At 70.4% G+C, this 19,344-nt stretch carries 14 protein-coding genes; 9 read left to right on the top strand and 5 right to left on the bottom strand.

Annotation, left to right across the window (positions count from 1 at the left end; all coding sequences use genetic code 11):
- Positions 1–96 precede the first annotated feature (96 nt).
- Entirely contained in the window at positions 97–525 is a 429-nt protein-coding gene (locus ABZ453_RS08125; protein WP_359012760.1) for an organic hydroperoxide resistance protein, read from the top strand.
- A gap of 447 nt (positions 526–972) precedes the next feature.
- Here ABZ453_RS08125 and ABZ453_RS08120 read toward each other — a convergent pair whose 3' ends face one another.
- Entirely contained in the window at positions 973–1,839 is an 867-nt protein-coding gene (locus tag ABZ453_RS08120) for an SGNH/GDSL hydrolase family protein (protein WP_359012997.1), read from the bottom strand.
- 320 nt (positions 1,840–2,159) lie between these two features.
- Here ABZ453_RS08120 and ABZ453_RS08115 point away from each other — a divergent pair, with 320 nt between their 5' ends.
- From ABZ453_RS08115 to ABZ453_RS08105, 3 genes are all read left to right on the top strand, one after another.
- Positions 2,160–2,606 carry a VOC family protein gene (locus tag ABZ453_RS08115; RefSeq protein ID WP_359012758.1) on the top strand — a complete coding sequence of 149 codons (447 nt, stop codon included), beginning with the start codon at positions 2,160–2,162 and terminating at the stop codon, positions 2,604–2,606.
- Positions 2,607–2,755: 149 nt separating this feature from the next.
- Positions 2,756–4,195, top strand: coding sequence for an NAD(P)/FAD-dependent oxidoreductase (locus tag ABZ453_RS08110; RefSeq protein WP_359012756.1), 1,440 nt, complete (start codon positions 2,756–2,758; stop codon positions 4,193–4,195).
- The gene (locus ABZ453_RS08105) at positions 4,192–4,800 is read left to right on the top strand and encodes a GPP34 family phosphoprotein (RefSeq protein ID WP_359012754.1); all 609 of its coding nucleotides are present in this window, start codon (positions 4,192–4,194) and stop codon (positions 4,798–4,800) included. Before ABZ453_RS08110 ends, ABZ453_RS08105 begins: the two co-directional genes overlap by 4 nt.
- 383 nt (positions 4,801–5,183) lie before the next feature.
- Here the strand turns inward: ABZ453_RS08105 and ABZ453_RS08100 are convergent, their stop codons facing one another.
- The gene (locus ABZ453_RS08100; protein ID WP_359012752.1) at positions 5,184–5,723 is read right to left on the bottom strand and encodes a hypothetical protein; all 540 of its coding nucleotides are present in this window, start codon (positions 5,721–5,723) and stop codon (positions 5,184–5,186) included.
- Between the two features lie 876 nt (positions 5,724–6,599).
- Here ABZ453_RS08100 and ABZ453_RS08095 point away from each other — a divergent pair.
- Positions 6,600–6,998: a 6-carboxytetrahydropterin synthase gene (locus tag ABZ453_RS08095; RefSeq protein ID WP_359012750.1), complete on the top strand. Its 399-nt coding sequence runs from the start codon at positions 6,600–6,602 to the stop codon at positions 6,996–6,998.
- 62 nt (positions 6,999–7,060) lie between these two features.
- On the opposite strand, the gene ABZ453_RS08090 is transcribed toward ABZ453_RS08095, so the two are convergent.
- A complete protein-coding gene (locus ABZ453_RS08090) occupies positions 7,061–11,155 on the bottom strand; it encodes a discoidin domain-containing protein (protein WP_359012748.1) in 4,095 nt (1,364 codons plus the stop codon).
- Between the two features lie 588 nt (positions 11,156–11,743).
- Here ABZ453_RS08090 and ABZ453_RS08085 point away from each other — a divergent pair.
- Entirely contained in the window at positions 11,744–12,241 is a 498-nt protein-coding gene (locus ABZ453_RS08085) for a sigma-70 family RNA polymerase sigma factor (RefSeq protein WP_359012746.1), read from the top strand.
- Positions 12,242–12,393: 152 nt separating this feature from the next.
- Here the strand turns inward: ABZ453_RS08085 and ABZ453_RS08080 are convergent, their stop codons facing one another.
- On the bottom strand, positions 12,394–14,472 hold the full coding sequence (locus ABZ453_RS08080) for a BTAD domain-containing putative transcriptional regulator (RefSeq protein WP_359012744.1): 2,079 nt from the start codon (positions 14,470–14,472) through the stop codon (positions 12,394–12,396).
- Positions 14,473–15,346: 874 nt separating this feature from the next.
- On the opposite strand from ABZ453_RS08080, the gene ABZ453_RS08075 reads away from it, so the two are divergent.
- From ABZ453_RS08075 to ABZ453_RS08065, 3 genes are all read left to right on the top strand, one after another.
- On the top strand, positions 15,347–15,973 hold the full coding sequence (locus ABZ453_RS08075) for a hypothetical protein (protein WP_359012742.1): 627 nt from the start codon (positions 15,347–15,349) through the stop codon (positions 15,971–15,973).
- Positions 15,974–16,459: 486 nt separating this feature from the next.
- Complete coding sequence (locus ABZ453_RS08070; protein ID WP_359012740.1) at positions 16,460–17,494, top strand: M28 family peptidase; 1,035 nt, start codon at positions 16,460–16,462, stop codon at positions 17,492–17,494.
- A gap of 94 nt (positions 17,495–17,588) precedes the next feature.
- A complete protein-coding gene (locus ABZ453_RS08065; protein WP_359012738.1) occupies positions 17,589–18,575 on the top strand; it encodes a class I SAM-dependent methyltransferase in 987 nt (328 codons plus the stop codon).
- A 227-nt stretch (positions 18,576–18,802) separates the two neighbouring features.
- Here ABZ453_RS08065 and ABZ453_RS08060 read toward each other — a convergent pair whose 3' ends face one another.
- Positions 18,803–19,252: an SsgA family sporulation/cell division regulator gene (locus ABZ453_RS08060; RefSeq protein WP_359012736.1), complete on the bottom strand. Its 450-nt coding sequence runs from the start codon at positions 19,250–19,252 to the stop codon at positions 18,803–18,805.
- Positions 19,253–19,344 lie beyond the last annotated feature (92 nt).

The raw sequence follows: 19,344 nt of genomic DNA, 5'->3' as shown, positions 1-19,344 counted from the left end.
GCTGCCATGATTTCGTCACCGCCTCAACCGGTGATAGGAAGAGTGTCCGGTGGGAGGTGGCCGAAGAGCATTCGATCCAGATGGGGAGCATCAGTCATGGCAGTCAGCTACACGGCCGTTGTGGACGTCGACGGAGAGGGCAGGAACGGCGGTCACGTGCGCTCCTCCGACGGTCTGCTGGAGACGAGCCTCGCTCTCCCGAAGGAGTTGGGCGGCTCAGGCGCCGCGACCAACCCCGAGCAGCTCCTCGCCGCCGGCTGGGCCGCGTGCTTCCTGGGCGCGCTCCGCCGTGCCGCAACCCTCCGCAAGGTCCGGCTGACCAGCACCACCATCACGGCCGAGATCACCCTCACCCACGGCGACGACGGCGAATTCTCGCTCTCCGCGGTCCTCAGCCCCGTCCTCGGCGGCGTCGACCAGGCCACCGCGCAGGAACTGGCGCAGGCCGCCCACCAGATCTGCCCGTACTCCAAGGCCACCCGCGACAACGTGCCGGTGACCATCAACGCCACTGCCGCGGCCTGACCAGAAACACCCTGACTGCGGGTCCCGTGCTCGCCCCCCTCGGCACGGGACCCGCCACCTCCTTCACACCCGCACCGCAATCCGGAGAGCGAGGGCAGGACATGGCCTTGACGACGCACACCCGAGCACGTCACACCGAGCGGCCTCGCCCCCTCCCGGACCGGACCTCAGACGTCCCCGTCACCGCAGCCGTCGCCGTTTGAGCCACCGTCTCCGCAGGTGGGGGACACCGCGGAGCCGGACTGGCCCACCGACACACATGTGTGGAACTGGGCGCAGAGCGCGGTGTTCTCGGGCTACGGTCCCGGCCCGTACAGCTTCGTCTGAGCGAATGAGCAGATGAGCGGAGAAGGGGAGGAAATTGCCGTGGGCCCGCAAAAAGGCCGGTCCGGCATGGGGATCATGCCGGACCGGCCCGGAGCATCGGCGCTCCGACCTACGAGTAGGTCAACGGTGCCAGGTGTGACGAGCGAGCGTGCTCTCGACGGCGATGGCCATCGCGCTCTCACCCGTGGCGTTGGGGTGCACCGGCGCGGCCGGCGTCTCTGGCGCGAAGCTCTCGATCCAGCGCTCGCCGGTCGGCTTGCAGAGGTCGTGACCGATGGTCGGCGTGTACGTGTTCACATACCGCGCGCCGTGCTTGCGGGCCTGGCGGGCCAGCATCGCGTTCAGTTCCTTCTCCTTGTCGCGGACCCAGGCGAAGTCGCCCATGGCCAGCGGCACAGTCTTGCTGGTGCAGCCCACCCCGTCGTCGGGGAAGAGGTCGGGGTAGCCGACGACGACGACTTGGGCGTGCGGCGCGCGGCGGTGGATGTCGCGCAGCACCTGTGCGACCTTCGGCGCGGACCGGTCGATCGCGTCCGAGACCAGGTCCGATCCGGTGCCCGTGTAGTGGGTCTGGCAGGGGGTGCCCACCGGGGCGGTGGCCGTGAGCTGGGCGCAGGTGCCCAGCACGGTCGAGAAGCCGATGTCGTTGCCGCCGATGGTGACGGTGACCAGGTCGGTACCCCGGTCGAGAGCGTCGAGCTGGGCCGGCACACCGTCGGTCTGAGTAGACGTCATGTCGGCGGTGGTGGCACCCGAGCAGCTGACGTCCGTGAGCTTCGCGCCCCGCGACCCCGCGACCAGCGAGGGGTAGTTCTGGCTTGAGCGCAGGCAGGCCGCGTCGACCTGGGTCGGCACGAGCGGAGCGGAGGCGTATGAGTCGCCGAGAGCGACGTAGTCCGTCCCGCCCCTGCTCTCCGTGGCCGTGCTCGCCGCAGCCGTTCCGGTCGGCGCGAGAACCGCGCCGGCGGAAAGGAGCACGGCACCCACCGTCAGTGCGCGTCCGGCGCGGGAGGTGGGAAACAGTTTCCTCAAGATCTGTCCTTCCGTGATCGGTCGAAGGCCCCGCCGAAGGGCGGGCACCCACTCTTCACACGTATCTGACGGTGACCGGGTGTCGAGGGCACCGGTAACGAATCAATGAAGACTCCTCAAGGCTCCCGGAACCGCAGTTCCGCCGGAACACACCGTCAGGTGACTGATGCGAAACGTGTGACCCATGACCGAGGCTGAGCCACATGCCCCAGCCGAACAAGCCGTAGCCGAACTCACCAACCGACTAACGAACCATTGAAAGCGAGAAAACCGCCATGGACATGAAACTCGAAGTCGTCATTCTGCCGGTGTCCGACGTGGACCGGGCCAAGGGCTTCTACGTGGAGCGACTCGGCTGGCGTCTCGACGCCGACTTCCCGATCGACGACGGCTACCGCATCGTGCAGGTGACCCCGCCCGGCTCCGAGTGCTCCATCATCTTCGGCCAGGGCCTCACCCGGCAGGAGGCGGGCACACTGCACGGCCTCCAGCTGACCGTCACCGACATCCTCAAGGCCCAGGAGGAGCTGACCTCGCGCGGGGTGGAGGTCGAAGGACCGTTCCGCGACGAGACCGGTGCCTTCCACCACGCCGGCGGGACCCACCGCGTCCCGGGGGCGCACCCTGAGCGCGCCAGCTACGGCACATTCGCCTCCTTCAAGGACCTCGACGGCAACGAGTGGTTCCTACAGGAGGTCACCGAGCGCGCGCCCGGCCGCTGAGACCGGTTCCCGGCGCAGCTGCCTCCCCGCAGCGCCGGGAATCGCATACCCGCCCCACCCTCACACTCGCCCTGCCCCGACACGCGCCCCACCGGCGGCCGTCCGCCGCCGCGCCGCCCTACGGCCGCAATCAATCCACCGGAGGACCCATGACGACCGAGAACACCCGCACCTACGACGTCATCGTGATCGGCGCGGGCCCGGTCGGCGAGAACGTGGCGGACCGCACCGCCGCCGCGGGCCTGAGCACCGTGATCGTGGAGAGCGAATTGGTCGGCGGCGAGTGCTCGTACTGGGCCTGCGAACCCAGCAAGGCACTCCTGCGCCCCGCCCTGCTTCGCGCCGACGCCATGCACGTGCCGGGCCTCGACCCCGCCGTCGGGAACCCGCTGGACACCAAGGCCGTCCTGGCCCACCGCGACCGCATGTCCGCCGACTGGAAGGACGACGGCCAGGTCGAGTGGCTCAGGTCGGCCGGCATCGAGCTGCTGCGCGGCCACGGACGCCTGGCGGCGGAGCGCGAGGTGACCGTGTCGACCCCCGAGGGGGACACTGTGCGCCTGCGGGCGCGGCACGCGGTGGCCGTGTGCACCGGCAGTCGGGCGGCCTTGCCCCCGCTGCCCGGCATCGAGGATCTGCGACCCTGGACCAGCCGGGAGGCGACCGCCGCCCAGCAGGCGCCGCCACGGCTCGCCGTGGTCGGCGCCGGTGTGGTGGGCGTCGAGATGGCCACCGCCTGGCAGGCGCTGGGTAGCCGGGTCACGCTGCTCGCCAGTGAGGACGGGCTGCTGCCGCGGATGGAGCCCTTCGCGGGCGAACTTGTCACCGAGCGGCTGCGGGAGGTCGGCGCGGACGTGCGTTTCGACGTCTCCGTCGTGGCGGCCGAGCGGCTGGACGACGGAGCGGTCCGGGCCACCCTGTCGGACGGCGCTGAACTCACCGTCGACGAGATCCTGTTCGCCACCGGCCGGGCCCCGCGCTCGGACGACATCGGGCTGGACACCCTGGGACTGGCCACCGGCGGCTGGATCGCCGTGGACGACAGCCTCACCGTCACCGACGTCCCCGGGAACTGGCTGTACGCCGTCGGTGACGTCAACCGCCGGGCGCTCTTCACCCACCAGGGCAAGTACCAGGCCCGCGTCGCCGGGGCCGTGATCGCCGCCCGAGCGCGCGGCGAGGAACTCGACACCGGCCGCTGGGCCCCGCACAGCGGTACGGCCGACGTCGAGGCCGTCCCAGGGGTCGTCTTCACCGACCCCGAAATCGCCACCGTCGGGCTGACCGCCGCCGAGGCCGCACGCACCGGCCGCGCCGTCGAGATCGTCGACTACGAGTTGGGCCACCTCGCGGGCGCCCATCAGTACCGCCCCGGCTACCGCGGCACGGCCCGGATCCTCGTCGACCAGGAGCGTCAGGTCGTCGTCGGCGCCACCTTCGCCGGGCCGGGCGTCGGCGAACTGCTGTACTCGGCGACCGTCGCCATCACGGGTGAGGTGCCGATCGAGCGGCTGTGGCACGCGGTACCGGCCTTCCCCACCATCAGCGAGGTGTGGCTGCGCCTGCTGGAGACGAGGCGCGACTCATGACCACCGCACGCGATCTCACACTCGTCGTCCTGAGTCTGCCGCCCGACTCGCCCGTGGAACAGGGGGACCTGTCGCTCGCGCTGGCTGGGGCCGAGGCCGTCGACCTGCTGGAGAGCGGGGCGCTGACCCTGGACGGCGACAGCATGGTCCCGGGCCCGCGGACGGCGACGGGCGACCGACTGCTGGACCAGGCCGTCGACGCGCTCGTCCGGCGCCCCCCGTACGAGACGGTGGCCGCCTGGCTGTGGCGGCGCGGCAGCGAACTCGCCGCCGTCTACGTCGGCGACCTGAAACGGGACGGGGCGATCAGCCACCCGGCGGGCCACGGCGGGGGGCACCGGTCCGGGCGCTCCGGGCCGGCCGACTCACCGGCACGCCGCGCCGCCGAACGCAGAAGGGCTTCCGGCGAGCCCGTCCTCACAAGCCTCCTGGCTTCGGTGACCGGAGTCGGGGAGGAGGACCCGGCACCGGACCCCGAACACCCGCTCGGGGACGCGGTCGCGACGGTGCTGTCCGTCGTCGCAGACACCGTGACCGAGTTGGAGGCCGCACGACTGCGGCGGGATATCGAGAATGCCGCGTTCGACAACATATGGCGGGGCTAAGTCCTGGGGCCCGGCAGCGGGGGTCCAGCGCGCACACGTCGACATGTCCGGCCAGGTGTGCGCCAAGCATGGGGACCGATGGGATCCTGCGACGGCGGCGTTCGCGACCTTCGCGCTGCGCGGTCCCCGTGCTGGTGCACCGCGTGCGTGCAGCTGTCGGCGAGGGAGCCCAGTACCGACACCGTCCTCTCGTCGGACGGTGAGATCGGCCTGATCAGCACGCTGCTGCTGGCCCTGTGGGGCCGCCGGTCCTGCTGGCGAAGGAGGGCGCGGGAATCGACCCAGTCTCCGGTGCGTGAGAGTCGCGGGTGTGCGAAGGCGCGTCCCCTGGGCCGGCTGGACCTCCGCCCGCGGAACCAGCGGAGGAATCAGCCGACGGCACCTCACTTGACCAGGGTGTACATGACGGTGCGTTGCTGCTTGTGCCGCTGGATACGTCCCTTGGCGACCAGAGACTCAAGGGTGTTGCGCACGACCTGCGGTGTGGGGTTGCGGTCCGGGTACTTCTCCAGGAGCTCGTCCCTCAACTCCTTGGCCAGACGCGGCTCGTCGTAGTTGCCGAGCAGGTCCGCCAGAACGTCACCGAGCAGGGCCGGACGCGACTTCCCCTTCGCGTCGGCCTTCGCCGAGGTGTCCTGGGTCTTCCCGGCCGACGCCGAGCTTCGCGAGGCGGCCCGGGCGGGGGCCTGCTTCGCCTTCGCGACGACGGGTTCCTCCTGCAGCTGCTCGGGCAGGCGGGACGTGTCCGCGAAGCCCTCGTACCGCTCGGCGAGGGTCAGGATCTCCGCCAGGAGGGCTTCCTCCTGCTTCAACACCGCGCTCTGCTCCGCCAGCTCCTGCTGTTTCCGACGGTTCTCCTCCAAGTCCGACGCGGCCTGCTCTACGTACCGCGATCGGAGCGTGGCGGCTGACTGGCTGGTCACAACCGTTCACTCCCTCGATATGGATGACGCTGCGCATGGTACCCACGCCGAGGGTCCCGTGCGGATAAGTGTCGACGCCAGACGACTCGTCGGGCATGTTCACTCTTCACGATAAGCGCTGATGTGCCTGTACATGCAGGGAGTGTCGGCTTTCCCTCGGCCTGCCGAGGCCGGGGGGCGTCTGCACTAGTGTCTCTGGGAACATACTGCCCGGTAAGTGTGTCGGCGAATCACCCGGCACGCCCTCCGGGGACCGTTATGTGTGACCAGGGCTGACGCTCCGGCCGCACCGGCCCCGGGTCACCGTCGGCGTGCTCGCAGGCCCGCCGGAGGGCCTCCTTGACGGAGCCGTGTCACGCCACGAGAAGATCCGCGTCCAGGCCCTCGACCATGGCCAGGGAGCTATGGTCTCCGGGGCGTCGCTGGTGATCAGGATGCCGCTTTCGGGCAGGTGGTAGGCACAGTGCCACTTGATGTGCCCCGGTGTGTGCACAACCGGTGCACCGGGCAGGTCCAAGGCGCCCGGAGCGGGGAAGGTCTCCGCCTAACGGACGACGGGTACACCGTATGTGGCCCGAAGATGTTCGGCCGCGCCGGTGCGGGGCCTTGTGCGCGTGCGTGACCAGGGCACGTTCGTCGAACGAAACGGATGCCGGTCTTACGGCCGTCCACGTCCACGGTGACCTCGACGGCACCGTCGCTGGAACGTGCCGGGGAAACGGCAGGGCCGGGGGCAGGTGTCGGCGGCACCCGGCACATGTCACACGTTGGCGGGGTACGCTCGGTGCCAAGCCTCTTCGTCACCGCGGCCGCGCGTCGGCCGCACGCCGACAGACATGTGTCCGCCGCGTCGGAGCGACCCCACCAGGAGGAGTCTTGTTCAGTATCACCGTACGTGACCACATGATGGTTGCCCACAGCTTCCGCGGCGAGGTCTTCGGGCCCGCCCAGCGGCTGCACGGGGCGACGTTCTTGGTGGATGCGACCTTCCGGCGTCCCGAGCTGGACGACGACAACATCGTCGTCGACATCGGCCTGGCGACCGCGGAACTCGGCAGGGTGCTCGGTGAGTTCAACTACCGCAACCTCGACGACGAGAAACAGTTCGACCAGATCAACACCTCCACGGAATACCTGGCCAAGGTGGTCGCCAACCGCCTGGTGGAGGCGATCCACGCGGGAGCGCTCGGGGAAGGCGCCCGGGCGATCCGCACGGTGGCCGTCACCCTGCACGAGTCGCACATCGCGTGGGCCGGCTACGAGCGCGAGGTCTGACACCGAAGGACGGGAGCCCGCGACGCCTGTGCGCGTCGCGGGCTCCCGTCACTCGCGGTGTCTCAGCCGCGTACCGTGACCGGGGCGGTGTTGTACCCCTCGACCCGCAGCCTCGGCCGGCCGGAGGGCAGTGCGGAGGCGGGCCACGACAGCGTCACCGTGCGGGTCTCACCGGGCAACAGCCACAAGTAGTTGTCGTCGTAGAGCGTCGGCAGGACGCGGGCGCCGGCCTCGTCGAGCAGGGAGAGCCGGACCATCGCGGCCACTATGGAGCCGCGGTTGCGGACCGTGGCGGTCGTCGTCCGCCGGTCACCGTCGCGGGTCACCCGGGTGAGGGAGGCCGACAGCTTCACCTTCTGGACCTGGTTGAGAGCCCGCAGCGACTGGGGGGTGCGGCAGCGCCAGTAGGTGTTGCGCGACAGCACCCGGCCACGCTCGTCCGTGAGGGTCAGCCGCAGCAGGTGCAGGTCCGGCAGATCGTCCGTGAAGGCAGAGGTGAAGGCCGCCGCCGTGGTGGCGGGAGCCATGTCCACCCGTGTCCGCCGGGTGCTCGCGATCCGACGCCCGGCCAGGTCGTACGTCTCTGCGGTGACCGTCGCACCTCGCAGCCTGGTACGTGTGTGGTTGACCGCGATGACCTGCCATTTCACCGGATCGGCCTGGACGTGCAGCGGCTCGCAGGCGCTGCGGCAGCCGAAGTAGGCGCCGTTGACGTCGAAGTCGTAGTCGTAGGTCTGCCAGACCGTGCTGTGCCAGGCCGGGTGGGACATCCACAGCATCAACCCGCTCGCGTTGTTCCACAGGTTGGCGTTCCAGGCCTCGAACATGGCGCGGAAGTTCTCGTAGTTGACGAACTGCGCCTTGCGGGTGAAGTCATCCAGGTCGTGGGCGGCGCCGAGCCGGGTCTCCACGGCCGCCTTGTAGTTCTGCGGCGCCTGGTTGCCGTGCTCGCTCCAGTCGTGGTGGTACCAGGCACCCCCGATCGGCCACTCCGGTCCGTCCTCGCCGACCATGGCACGGGTGCTCGCGGCGGTGGAGACGACGGGCATGCCGATCTCGGTGTGGAAGCCGAAGTCCTGGCTGCCGTACGTCGTCGGGTCGAAGTAGCGCTCCGGCTCCACCCAGCCGTAGGGGCCGCCGCCGGTGACGATGCCGCCCGCCGAGTTGTTCTGGTAGAGCAATCCCGGTGCCTGGCTCTCGACCGCCGCGCGCATGCCGTCGTCGACCGCGGCCGGCGGGTTTCCCTCGTTGGCGCCGCACCACACCGCGATGCTCGGGTGGGCGCGGTGGCGCAGCACGGTGTCGCGGGCGACGGACACGAACGCTTCGTGGTCCGGCGGGTCCATGCCCCAGGCGTTGGGGAAGTCGTTCCACACCAGGATGCCGTGGGCGTCGCAGGCGGCGTAGAACTCCTCACGGTTGCTGCTGCCGACCCAGTTGCGGATCATCGTGAAGTTCATGGCGCGGTGCATCCGCACCGCCGCGTCCATCCGCTCCGGCGGCATCCGGCGCAGCAGCTCGTCCCAGCCCCAGTTGCCGCCGCGCACCAGCACCCGCACCCCGTTGACGCTGATCTTCAGCGGGTCGGGGGTGTTGGACACGGTCGTGACATCGCTCCAGGTATCTCCGTCGTCGGAAACCTGGATCGTGTACGTCTTCGGGTACGCCTGCTCCCACACCACCGCGACGCGGTCGAATCGCTTGGAGGCCCCGAGGTCGACCTGTATCCACTGGTGGTCTTCGTATGCGGAGGACCAGCGGGTGCCCGGGGCGCCGTCGGTGGCGCCGGACGCCGGGTGTCCGTCCTCCGCGCTGGAGGCGGTCGCCGGCCGGTGCAGGGCCAGGTCGGTACCCGGCTCGGCGCTGTTCACCACTGCCAGCGACCACAGGGAGTTGCCCCAGCTGGTGTTGCGGATACCGCAGGACAACCGGACGTGACGGGCCGTACGTGCCTCGAAGTCGGTCACCCGCAGGCTCGCGTCGCCGCCGTTGAACGGCAGCGGCACGGCCGTGTTGTCCACGGACGCGGCGTCCGTCCACTGTTCGCCGTCCGTCGAGACCTCGACGACGAAGGTGCGTGCGTAGGCCTGTTCCCACACCAGGTCGGCCCGGTCGAAGGATTGGGTCGAGCCGAGGTCGACACATATCCACTGGTCGTCCTCGTAGGCGGAGGACCAGCGGGTGGTGGCATCGCCGTCGGTGACGTTGGCCGGACCGTGGTCGTCCCCGTCGGTGCTGGAGGCGGCGGCCGGGGCGTGTAGGGCGAGGTCGGTGCCGGGCCGAGCGCCGTCGTACACGGACAGCGCCCACAGCGAACTGCCCCAGCCGGTGGCGCGGGTGAGGCAGCGCACGCGGACGTGGCGGGCGCTGCGGTCGCCGAGCGGCACGCTCTGCGTGTAGGCGTCGGCGGACGCCGTGAACTTCAGCGGGGTGTCGTACGCGTAGCCGAACTGTCGCATGCCGAAGCGGGTGGTGCGCCGGTCGCTCTCAGTGCCGTCGGCCGTCGCGACCATGATGAGCTCGTGCAGAACCGGGTCGCCCATCCCGTTGGGCCACCACAACTGGGGCTTGTCCAGACGGAGTTGAGTGAAGGCGTCCGGGGAGAACGTGACGTCGGTGCTCCTGCCCGCGGGCACGGTGACGGTCTGGCTGATCCGTACGTCGCCGAACGCGGCGGTGACCGTCGTCCGGTGGTCGGCGGTGTCGGCGTTGCGGACGGGGACTGTCACGGTCAGCTCGGCCACCGACACGTCCGGCAGCATCGTCAGCGCGGTGTCCACGCGCGGGTCACCGATCACGACATGCCCGGTGGATCTTAGCCGGACGTGATTCCAGATCCCGGCCGCCCGGTCGCGGATTGCCGGCATCCAGTCCCAGCCCGAAGAGGCCAGATACGTTGGTGAGTTGCGGTTCATCGTGTTGGCGCCCGCGTCCACCCAGGACTCACCCGCAGGACCCTTGTCCCCCGGGCTGCCCGGTATCGGCATGGGCGAGATCCGTACTGCGAGCGCGTTGTCGCCGGAGGCTGCCAGGAGTTGGGTGACGTCGTGCGCGGAGCGGGCGAAGGGGAACACCACCTTGCGCACCGAGCGGCCGTTGAGCCAGATCTCGGCCCTGTGGTTGATGCCGTCGAACTCCAGCCACACGTGGTGGTCGGCCCCAGTGCGCAGGCCGCGCGGCAGGGTGAAGTCCCGCCGGTACCACCAGGAGTGCCGGGACAGCGCCTCCGGTACGCGCAGGTTGTTGAGGCCCGTGACCGGGTCGGGCAGCTTGCCCTGGTCGACAAGGGAGGCGAGAACGGTGCCGGGCACGGTCGCGGGCAGCCAACCGCTGGTGTCCACACCGGACTTGGAGAGCGCCGCGCCGTTGCCGTCCGCCCAGTCGTCCAGGGTGAGCGTCCAGCCCGAATCCAGCGGGACGGTGCCGTCGGCGGCGATGGCGAGCGCGGGCGCGGGGCCGTGGTGGGTGCCCCAGTCGGTCCAGTCGGTGGCCTCGGGGCGATGGGCGGGGGCAGTGCCGTACACCTCGAAGCCGTTGAGCCCGAGGGGGTTGGCGCTGGAGCGCCTACGTGCGGTCAGCCGTATCCAGCGGGCCATGACGGGCTTGGCCAACGGGATGTCGACGACACCGCCGGTGCCCGCCGTCGTCCGGTACGCGCTGGTCCAGGAGCTGTGGTCGCGGGAGGTCTCCATGACGAACTCGGTCGCGTAGCTGGAGAGGATCTCAGTGCCGGTGGTGTCCTGGCGCGGGTTGCCGCTGCTCGGCGGGGTGAACACGGGGTCGGCGGCGTCGGCCTCGAAGGTCAGCCGGATCCGGTCCACACGGCAGTCCGCGTCCAGGTCGACCTCGATCCACTGAGGGTCGCCCGAGCCCGCGCGCCATCCGGTGCCACGCACACCCTTCACGGGGAGCGCGTCCGTCACGAAGCTCGGCGGGGTGGGCGCGTAGGCCTGCGAGGAGGCACGAACCGGGCGGTGGAGGGCGATCCCGCCTGGGACGGAGGAGGCGGCGTCACCGGTCGCACCCGCGGCCGGTTCGGCCGCGCCGGCCGGTGGCGCGGACACCGCGCCGAGAGCGAAGCCGGCGAGTAGCGTCGAACCGGTGGCGACGACGGTACGCCGGGAGGGGAGGCGCACTGGACTCGGCTGATCGGCCATGGGTGAGTCGTCCAATCACAGGCGGGTGGAAGTGGCGCGTTGCGGTGTCCGGGCGGCTCCCGGGCGATCTGACAACGTTGCCATAGGCTGTTGTGGCGAACGCTTCCCTGTCAAGGCTGATGACAGTGGCGAAATCACCGGGCTGTCCGGTCGGGCCCCCGGTGCGGGTTCCGGCCGCAGGGCCCGCCACCGTGCTCACACTTGCGACGGACACCCATTCCTGCTGTCGACTGGTGCGCGGCCGCATATGTTTCCTTGGAATGAACGCCGATGGATATGGCAAGGCGGCTCGACACGGGTGACATACAACTCACATACCGATGGTTGTTTGGAACCTGTTAGAACCGGGAATCGACGCGTACGGTCTGTAAATCCCTGGTGGGAGCTGTTTTTCCGGTTCGGGGCGGCCGAGTCTCATACATATGTGTCCACGGGGTGGGGGCACGGCACTCGGGCGACACAAAGGCGGCATTTTTCCGGCACGTTGCGCTGCCTACAGTGCGAATGCGGAGGTTGCATCCGGCCTCCGGTCGCCGCTCGAAGAGAACCAGGATGGTCCAGAACACTATGGCTACGCCCCCCACAGCCATGTCCCGATCCGATCTGCTCGGCACGATCATGACGGAACACCGGGACGGTCTTGTCTCGTACGCCCAGAAGATGCTGGGCGACCGCGGACTCGCCGAGGACATCGTCCAGGAGACCATCATCCGGGCCTGGCGCAACATCGACCGGCTGCTCGGGATGGAGGGGGCGGTGCGTGGTTGGCTCTTCACCGTGACCCGGCACCTGGTCATCGACTGGGTGCGCACACCCCATGCGCGCCGGGAGGTCGTCGGAGTCAGTTACAGCGATCCCGTCGTGGGCACCGACAGCACCGAGTGGGTGCACGACGCCCACGTGGTCCGGCCCCTGCTGCGTCAGCTGTCTCCCGAGCACCGTGCCGTGCTGGTCCACATCTACCTGTGCGACCGCAGCATCCAGGAGACCGCCGGCATCCTCGGAGTACCCGCGGGCACCGTCAAGAGCCGGCAGCACAACGCACTGCGCAAGCTACGGGGCGCGGCACGGCTGGAGGCCGGCTAGAAGTGGACCGACTCTGTGCTGTGGCTTCCTCGGGTGTTCGAGAACATGCGGCCTACGCCTGCGTCACGCTGACGGGCGCGGTCAGAGGTTCCGGGGTGGTTCCCTGGGCCGGCAATCCCTCGCTTTTGGGTGTGCGAGGACATGCTTTCCGGTCAATAGCCGGTCGAGCCCAGGCAGGTCTCCAGCGCTGAGGTGAGCTGGCGTCGGAAGGCCTCGCCGCGTGGGTAGTGGCTGATGGAGCGCACGATCTCCGGCAGCAGGTACTGCTCGGCGACGATCCACTCGGCGGCGTCCGCGTGTCCCACGAACCGCTGGGGGCGTACGCCGGGCCCGGGCGGCGGCAGGATGATGGCGGACCTGTGCGGGGCGAGCAACGCCGTGGCCGCGTCGGCGCTGTACATGTAGTGCTCGAACATCCGGGACAGTGCCTCGGACCGTACGCTCGGCGCATCGAGGAGCGAGCTGATTTCCCGGGCGTAGGTGCGCAGCAGTTCGTGGCACGTGTATCTGCCCGGGCCCAGTTCGACGAGCAGGCAGTGATCCATCAGCTCGGCCACGTCCTGCCGGGTCCGGCGCGGGTCGGTGCCGGCCAGGCTCGAGGCGGCGGACATGGTGATGTCCCGCGAGGGGTGCAGGCTGAGCAGTCGGAACAACCGAGCGGCGCTGCTGCTCAGCGCTTCGTAGGAACTGTGGAACGCACCACGGGTGTTGGCGCGGCTGTCCCGGCCGGAGACGGCGTCCAGACGGTCTTCGATGTCCTTGAGCCTGGCCGCGAGCGAGGCCAGCGGGAGGCAGGGCCGCAGCAGCGTCCGGGTGGCGGCGACCGCCAGCGCCAGCGGCAATCCGCCGCACAGTTCCACGATCTCCACCGCGGCCTCATACTCGGACCTGATCCGGTCGGTGCCCAGGCGCCGGTCGAGAAGTTCGAGGCCTTCCTCGCGGGGCATGGGGTCCAGCGTGATGATCCGGGCGTTGTCGGTGACGGCCAGTCCCTCCAGACGGCGCCGGCTGGTGACGATGGCGAGGCAGCCCGGCGTGGAGGGGAGCAGGGGGCGTACCTGTTCGCAGTCCTCCGCGTCGTCCAGGACGAGCAGCAGCCGGCGCCCGCCCAGTGCCGTGCGGTAGGCGGCGGCGAGTGCGGCGGCACTCGCGTGCGGGCTGCCGCTGTCCGCCCCCAGCGCGCCGAGCACTTCGACGATGGCCTCGGCCGGGTCGAGCGGGGCACGGGAGCTGTGGTGGCCCTGGAGGTCGACGTAGATCTGTCCGTCGGGGAAGTGGTCGGCGACCATATGGCCCCAGTGCACGGCCAGGGTCGTCTTGCCGACTCCCGCCATGCCGCAGATGACGGCGGTCATCGTGGGCGACTGGCATTCGCCCTGGGGCAGCAGCAGTTCCTGGCACTGGCTCAGCGGCTGACGGCGGCCGGTGAAGGAGAGGCAGTCCGGGGGCAGTTGGGCCGGACGGTCGGCCTGCTGGGGCTGGGACAGGCGAGCGACCGGGTGCTGCGGGGCCCGGCGCTGGAGCAGGCGCTGCTGGGCGGCCCGTAGTTCGGGGCCGGGTTCGACGCCCAGTTCCTCGGCGAGCGCGCCGCGGATGTCCTCGAACTGCCGCAGGGCTTCGGCCTGTCGGCCGGTGACGGAGAGCGCGGCGATTAACCGGGAATGGAGTGCCTCGTCGAAGGGGTGGTTCTCCACGGCGTGCCGCAGCACCGTCAGCACCTCCTCCGTCAGAGTGGGCGCGGCGGTCAGGACGGCGTCGGCGGCCTCCTTCACCGTCGCGACGAACTCGTGGCCGACCGAGGTGAAGACCGGATGCCGGGCCACCGTGGTGCCGGCGGCGACGACGGGGACGCGCCACAGCCGGAGGGCCTCGACGAAGTCCTGCGCGGCCTGGGCGGTGGCGCCGCGCTTGACCGCGAGCTGTGCCTGGGCGCGCAGGCCGCGGAAGCGCAGCAGGTCCGAGGCCGAGGTGTCGACCAGCAGGCGGTATCCGTCGGCGGCGCGGACGAGGTGTTCCGCGTGGGTCCGGCTGCGCAGGTGTGGTTCGAGTGTCCTGCGCAGCGCGCCGATGTGCCGATGGACCACGTTGACGGCGCTGGGCGGTGGTTCGTCGTCCCACAGGATGTCGACCGCCTCGCCCACGGTGAGCGGACCGGGTGCGCGCAGCAGCAGCAGGGCCAGCAGGGCGAGGCGTTTCGGTGGACCCAGATCGATCTCGCTGTCCCCGCGCATCGCCCGCACGGTACCAAGGATTGAGTAGCGCACTGTCGCGTCCATCTCGCGGCTCGCCTCGTTGTTTCTCATCGGGTGCTGCTGGTTGCCCGCCCGATCTGCCGTCGCGTCCGCGGTGGGGGCCAGGCTGTCCCCTCCCGGGGAGCTTCTCGCCAAGACCGCGAAGTGTAGCCATGTCGCGTGACATGTTTCCGCAGCCAAGACGGGACACCCGAGGTGGTCGCCGGAGGGGTCTCGCATATGTGCGGAGGCGCCGGACATATCATGAGTCTCGCGGGGACGCGACAGGGTGTCTGGGGATGTGGAGCGATGGCGTCGCGGCGGGAGCGCCCGGTGAGAACCGGTTCCGTAGGCGGGCTGTCGCACGGACGGCCCACGGCCGTGCGGGCCGCCGCCACCAAGGTGACGGCCGGCTCGCGTCGCCGCCCCGGTACGTCGACGTGCTCTTTCTGCTTCATTCGTGCTCCTGGTGCGTCGAATGACGGTCGGGGTGTTGCGGTCGCCCGGACGGCAGGTGTGCTTCCCACGAGCAAGAGTAACCTGCTTGACAGGTGACGATGTTTTCTTGGATTTCGTCACCTGTCAAGGAGGTTACTGGCGGAGTGTGCCCGGTGGCGCGGGCGGAGCTTGGGTGGTGGATCATTGAGGTGAGGGTGCATGGCTCGAAGCTCACCCACGTTTGAGGCGGTCGGGCGGCCGAGGGCAGGGCCAGGCCGACACAGGTGCCTTCCCGCCGACCGTGAACCTGGCGGTGGCCCGTTCCGTTCACCTGATGACGGGCTCCCTCGACCGGACGGACGCGACTCGGGGACGGCGACCCGGACGACGGCACACGGGACGCGTGATCGGCACTTGGGTGAGAGGAGGAACCGTCTTGTACGTCCTGGTCCCTGACGATCCGGTGTTCTTCGCGAAGTTCCAGAGCCTGGAAGAACCGCTGCTCCGCCACCTCTACCGACTGCACAGCGAGGGCCTGGAGTCCGACGACGAGCGGATCATCTCCGATGCCTACGACAGCTGGGTGCAGGTGCTGCTGAAGCTGCCGCTGTGGTCCCGTTGGAACACTGCGGACACCTCGGCCGACAACTCGGTGGACCGGCCCCGGTACACGCTCTACAACGCGGCCGGCGAACAGCTCACGAGTCTCTACCCGACCGAGCTGGCCGCGGCGGACCTGGGCCATCTGGCGGCCTGTCTCGATCTGTTCGTCGAGACGGGCCGGGAGCGGCGGCCCGGTCGGCAACCGGCGGGTGCTGAACTGCCGGAGGCGGAGCGGATCTTCACCGACGTCCTTCGCCGTGTCATGGAGGTGCTGCTGCTGCCTTCACCCGAGAGGCTGCTCCACACCTTGCGGCTAGCCGTATCGCCGGAACCCGTCGCGTCCGTGACCCTGTCGGTGGAACAGGAGGCGGAGTACCGGGAGTTCTGCGAGGAGATCGTGACCATCCTCAGCTCGGGCGACCCGTTCGCGTTCCGCAGTCACCGAGCCATGTATCTCTGAGACGGCAACTCCAGTACGGTGTGTGCTCAACCTTTCGGGTCCGCTGCCACGTTCTCCGGTTGGAAGGCTCCGCGGTCGGACACGCGGTCGGCGGAGCCGTGACGGGGCCCGGCGTCCGGCCGCGCCCTGAGCGGTCCCCGTTCCGGGACCGCTCCGCGCCCCCGGGACAGCGTGCTCGGGGCGACTCGTGGAGATGGGGGTGGCGCGACCGCCCTCACGTCGGGGAAGAGCATGAGGACGGCCGCACCGTCCTGCGTTCAGGCCAGCCAATGAACATCCTGAGCGCAGGAGCCTTTCTCTGGGGCAACGGGATTGAAGGCGCGGCGGGTTCACAGATCGGGCGGGGTAATCGCATCGGATGTCCGTGTCCTTCTTGCGGGACCGGGCCGCTGGTCGGCCGCGACCCCGATCACCGACACCTCCATGGTGGTCAGCGGCCTGTTAGGTTGTCCGGCATCCTTGATCCCATCCAGACCGGAGTGCCGGATGACGAACGACGACCCGACGGCCGCGGGGGGACGAGGGCCGGTTGCGGACGTCGCCCGGCTGCGGCGGCACGTGGAGACGCTCGCCGTCGAGCCGCGCAGCCGGCTGCGGGCGCCGGAGGCTATGGAGCGGGCCGAAACGTATGTCCGGGAGCAACTGACCGACGCGGGCTGGCTGGTGCGGCGCCGCCCGTTTGCCGCGCGCTGGCAGCTCGGCTCGACGGACCGGCACGGCCACCGGGCCCTCGCCCTCAAACCCCGGCTGCACCGGCGGCTGCGCGGAGCGAACCTCATCGCCTCGCTGCCCGGGGCGGGCGACGGGCCCGTGGTCGTCGTCGGCGCCCACCTGGACAGCGTCAGCGGCAGTCCGGGCGCGGACGACAACGCCTCCGGGGTGGCGGTCGTCCTGGAGACGGCACGTCTGCTGGCCGCGGCGCCCGTACCCCCGCGCGTCACTCTCGCCGTGTTCGACATGGAGGAACTCGGACTGATCGGAGCCCGGCAGGCGGCCCGCGAACTGGGCGGTGGCGCGGGCGTGCGGGGGATGATCTGCCTGGAGTCGGTCGGATACTTCTCGGACGACCCCGGCACCCAGCGCCTTCCCGTCGGCTTCGAAAAGGTGTTCCCCGAGGCGTCCGCCACGACCCGGTCCGGCGGACACCGGGGCGACTTCGTGCTCGTGGTGCACCGGCGCTCCTCGGCCGGGGCGGCAGAGACCTGGCGGCAGGCCGCCGCAGCAGCGCCCTCGGCGGTGCCGGGCCTGCTGCTGCGGGACCCGCGGCCGGACGGCCCGCTGGGCCTGCTGATCGGGCTCGCGGTGCCGCCCGCCAACCACCTGGGGCGCAGCGACCACGCTCCGTTCTGGAACCGGGGCATCCCCGCGCTGATGCTCACGGACACCGCGAACTTCCGCAATCCGCACTACCACCGGTCCACCGACGTGCCGGGGACGCTCGACTACGACCGTCTGGCCACGGTCGCCACAGCCACAGCCGAGACCGCCGTTTCCTGGTCCGACGCCGAGCCCGTGCCGTGAGCGCCCTTACCCGACTCACACCTGTCTGTGGCAGCATGTGTGTGAACAAGCGCGACACGTATGTCGCAGCAGTATTTCCCCGGAGGCCCGTCCCATGCCCGCATCGACCGATCCCGCCGTGCCGTCCACGGGTCCCGCGCTGCCGCTGGGGGAGAACCCCGTGGCCGTCCTGGAGGCCAGCGTGTGGGCCATGGCCGCGGTCGTGAGCGTCCAGCGGCAGGCCCTCACCGAGCCGCTCGCGGACGTGCTCCTGCGTGACCCGTGGCGTACCGAGGTCCTGGAGAGCGTGGGCTTGGTCCACCGGGGCCCCGACGGCTTCGTCGTCCACCCCTCGCTGGACCGGCCGGACGCGGCGACGGCACACAGCTCGGTTGAGGCGAAGCTCAGCTCGCTGCGGCAGGCCGTCTCGGCCGCCGCCTCCGAGGAGGCCGGCACCCCGGAGGGCGGCTGGGGCGCGCAGAGCGACGAGGTGTTGCTGGGTCAGGGACGGGCCTCGGCCGCGACCGGCCGCGCGCTCGCCGGAAAGATCGTGCCGCGGCTCGCCGGGTGCGCCGAGCGGCTGGCCGTCGAGGGCAGCCGAGTCCTCGATGTGGGCACGGGCGTCGGCGCTCTGGCTCTGGCGCTGGCCGAGGGCTTCCCCCAGGCGCGGGTGGAGGGCATCGACGTACTGGAGCGCGCGCTGCGCTTGGGTCGGGGCGAGCTGGCTGCCGCGGACCCCGCCGTGGCTGCCCGGGTGTCGCTGATCCTGCGGGACGCGGTGGACGTGTCGGAGAAGGAGGCCTACGACCTGGTCTGGCTGCCGGCGCCGTTCCTGCCGGAGGAGGCGCTGCGGACAGCCCTGCCCCGCCTCGTCGAGGCGCTGGCACCGGGAGCGTGGCTGGTGACGGGGACCAACCCGCTCGCAGAGGACGCGCTGCGCCGCTCCGTCGGCCGGTGGACCGCGGTGCGCGGCGGTGGCAACTCCTTCGACACCGCGCGGATGACCGAGGAGCTCGCGTCCCTCGGGCTGGTGGGGACGGACACCTTCCCGACCGTTCCGGGCGGCCCCGTCCTGGTCGCGGCCCGGCGGCCCGAGCGCTGAGCCCACAGACCTCACCAGCCCCGGGCTCCGCGATGTGGACCGGCACGGGCCGGCGACGGCGGGGTAGGGACGACGGACGCTCTCCGGACGGGACCGGAGACGGGCACTACCGGGCGTGGCACCAGGAGGTGTGGCGGCACGGCCTGCGGGGGAGAGGCTCGCCCGTGCGGCTGGCCCGCCGTGAGGACGGTGGACGGACTCCGCGGTTGGTCGGACCGTGTGCCGGGCTACTGGAGCAGGTCCGCGGTGGCGACGTCCCAGTCGATCTCTGTCAGCTCGTGACCGGCGGGCACCAGCTCGTAGGTGTGCTCCAGCCACTCGGCCAGCGGGGGCACCGGCAGCTCGAAGAGAGCCGCCATGTCCCGCGAGGTCAGCTGGAGGCGCGCGGTGGCCCGGACCTCCGGGCGGGACGGCCAGAGCTGGACGTCCCCAAAACCGCTCACCGAGTACAGCCCCTGGTGCAGGAGATCACGGCCGATCCGCCACATGACCCGCGGGCCGCCAGCTATCAGGAACTCCACGCAAACCACCAGTGGGGATTCCGGGTCGAACCGGAACTCCGCCCTGATGGGCTGCCGGGCGGAGACGTCCAGCACACGCTCGATGTCCAAGATCAGCTCAAGGCTGTCGTACGACCCTGCCCGGCGGGCCCGTACGTCCGGTCGGTTGCCGCTCATGACGAGTTGATCCTTCTCTCTGGCGGATGCTGGCGCGACTTACTCTGGTCCCCGCAGGATCGGCGTACATAAGTAACTTGACCGTCCGATGT

This window comes from Streptomyces sp. NPDC005799 (assembly GCF_040630525.1).
Classification (GTDB): domain Bacteria; phylum Actinomycetota; class Actinomycetes; order Streptomycetales; family Streptomycetaceae; genus Streptomyces; species Streptomyces griseorubiginosus_B.
Note: the sequence above shows the minus strand (reverse complement) of the source record. Positions and strands in the feature narration are given on the sequence as shown.

Coding starts and splice junctions, on each gene's coding strand:
- ABZ453_RS08125 (WP_359012760.1), top strand. CDS start 97: ATGGCAGTCAGCTACACGGCCGTTGTGGACGTCGACGGAGAGGGCAGG.
- ABZ453_RS08115 (WP_359012758.1), top strand. CDS start 2,160: ATGGACATGAAACTCGAAGTCGTCATTCTGCCGGTGTCCGACGTGGAC.
- ABZ453_RS08110 (WP_359012756.1), top strand. CDS start 2,756: ATGACGACCGAGAACACCCGCACCTACGACGTCATCGTGATCGGCGCG.
- ABZ453_RS08105 (WP_359012754.1), top strand. CDS start 4,192: ATGACCACCGCACGCGATCTCACACTCGTCGTCCTGAGTCTGCCGCCC.
- ABZ453_RS08090 (WP_359012748.1), bottom strand. CDS start 11,155: ATGGCCGATCAGCCGAGTCCAGTGCGCCTCCCCTCCCGGCGTACCGTC.
- ABZ453_RS08085 (WP_359012746.1), top strand. CDS start 11,744: ATGTCCCGATCCGATCTGCTCGGCACGATCATGACGGAACACCGGGAC.
- ABZ453_RS08080 (WP_359012744.1), bottom strand. CDS start 14,472: ATGCGCGGGGACAGCGAGATCGATCTGGGTCCACCGAAACGCCTCGCC.
- ABZ453_RS08070 (WP_359012740.1), top strand. CDS start 16,460: ATGACGAACGACGACCCGACGGCCGCGGGGGGACGAGGGCCGGTTGCG.
- ABZ453_RS08065 (WP_359012738.1), top strand. CDS start 17,589: ATGCCCGCATCGACCGATCCCGCCGTGCCGTCCACGGGTCCCGCGCTG.
- ABZ453_RS08060 (WP_359012736.1), bottom strand. CDS start 19,252: ATGAGCGGCAACCGACCGGACGTACGGGCCCGCCGGGCAGGGTCGTAC.